This window comes from Kineococcus vitellinus, assembly GCF_009906315.1.
Lineage (GTDB): Bacteria > Actinomycetota > Actinomycetes > Actinomycetales > Kineococcaceae > Kineococcus > Kineococcus vitellinus.
Window position 1 is genome coordinate 1 of record NZ_JAAALL010000484.1, and the last position, 1,946, is coordinate 1,946.

The window sequence follows — 1,946 nt, forward strand, 5'->3', positions numbered from 1 at the left end:
CCCGACCCCGTCCCACCCGATCCCGAACCGAGGAGATCCCCGTGGCCGTCAGCCTGAACAAGGGCCAGAAGCTGTCGCTGACCAAGAGCGGAGGTGGCACCCTCACCCGCGTCTTCATGGGCCTGGGCTGGGACGCCGTCGCCAAGGGCCTGTTCCGCAAGAAGGCGGTCGACGTCGACCTCGACGCGAGCGTGCTGCTCTTCGACACGGCCGGCAAGCTCGTCGACCAGGTCTGGTTCCAGCAGCTGCGCAGCAAGGACGGCTCCGTCACCCACACCGGCGACAACCTCACCGGCGAGGGCGAGGGCGACGACGAGACGATCTACGTCGACCTGCCCGCGGTGCCGCCGGCCGTCAGCACGCTGGTGTTCACCGTCAGCAGCTTCACCGGCCAGGACTTCTCCTCGGTCCAGAACGCCTTCTGCCGCCTCGTGGACGCCGCCCAGCCGCAGCAGGTGGAGCTCGCCCGCTACGCCCTGTCGCAGGCCGGCCCGCACACCGCGCAGATCATGGCCAAGCTCACCCGCGAGGGTTCCGGCTGGGCCATGACGGCCATCGGCGAACCCGCCAGCGGGCGCACCATCCGCGACCTGCTGCCCGCGGTCACGCCGCACCTGTGAACGGGCGGACCGGCCTGCCAGGCACCTGCGACCCGGTCGGCTGACGGGGAGACGCCGTGCGCCACTTCTCCGCGCTCGACGACGAGCAGACCCGCCGGCTCTTCCTGCAGCCGCCCCGCCCCGTCGACCTCACCGCCGGCCGCGACGCGCTCGCCGTCGCGCTGGGCGCCACGCTGTACTGCCCCGCGACCCGCCAGCGGCTGGCGGGCGACCTGCTGCGGCTGGCCCGCCGCGGGGTGCGCTCGGCCGTGGTCTGCCTGGAGGACTCGGTGCCCGACCACCGGGTCGCCGAGGCCGAGGAGACCCTCGTGCGCGAGCTGGCGGGCCTGGCCCGCACCCCGGAGTGGGCCGGCGACGCCCCGCTGATGCTCTTCGTGCGCGCGCGCAGCCCCGAGCAGCTGCTCGACGTCGTCACCCGCAGCGGCGTGGGCCTGGACTGCCTGCTCGGCTTCGTCGTGCCCAAGTTCGGCGGAGCGGGCCAGCCCGCGCCGGAGCGGTGGATGCAGGCGGTGCGGGAGGCCTCCGCGCGGGCCGGGCGGCGGCTGTGGGCGATGCCGGTGCTGGAGAGCCGGGACATCGCGCACCTGGACACCCGGCACGCGGCGCTGGCCGCGATCCGCGAGGTCCTCGACGCCCACCGCGACCTCGTGCTGGCGGTGCGCACCGGCGCCACCGACCTGTCCGCCGCCTACGGCCTGCGCCGCCCGCGCGGGTCCACCGTCTGGGACGTGCGCGTGGTCGCGGACGTCCTCGGCGACGTCATCAACGTGCTGGGCCGCGCCGACGGCAGCGGCTACCCCATCACCGCCCCGGTCTGGGAGCACTTCACCTCCGGCGAGCGGGTCTTCCGCACCGCGCTGGCCGCCGGCCCCTTCACCGGCTCCGGCGCCGAGCAGCTGCGCGAGCAGCTCATCGCCGACGACCTCGACGGCCTCGTGCGCGAGCTCGTCCTCGACCAGGTCAACGGCCTGCAGGGCAAGACGGTCATCCACCCCTCGCACGTCGCCGTCGTGCACGCCATGTCGGTGGTGACCCACGAGGACTTCTGCGACGCCTCCGACGTCGTCGGCCAGAGCGGCGGCGGCGCCATGGCGTCGGCCTACCGCAACAAGATGAACGAGGCGGGTCCGCACCGCGCCTGGGCCGAGCGCGTCCTCGCGCGCGCCGACGCCTTCGGCGTCGCCCGCGAGGACGTCTCCTACGCCCACCTGCTGAAGGCGCAGGACGACGCGTGGCGGGCGTTCGCCGCCGCCGGGGAGGGGGTGCGGGCGTGAGCGTGCAGGACGGGCTGGCGAGCGACGGGGTGGCGCGGGGCGCGGGCTGGAG

Annotated in this window: 2 protein-coding genes; both read left to right on the plus strand. The window is 74.8% G+C overall.

What is annotated here, in order from left to right; all coding sequences use genetic code 11:
* Positions 1-41 precede the first annotated feature (41 nt).
* A complete protein-coding gene (locus GTQ99_RS22660; protein ID WP_166617927.1) occupies positions 42-620 on the plus strand; it encodes a TerD family protein in 579 nt (192 codons plus the stop codon).
* A gap of 56 nt (positions 621-676) precedes the next feature.
* Positions 677-1,894 (plus strand): HpcH/HpaI aldolase/citrate lyase family protein, encoded by a 1,218-nt coding sequence (locus GTQ99_RS22665; RefSeq protein ID WP_166617928.1) that lies wholly within the window; start codon positions 677-679, stop codon positions 1,892-1,894.
* Positions 1,895-1,946: the final 52 nt, after the last annotated feature.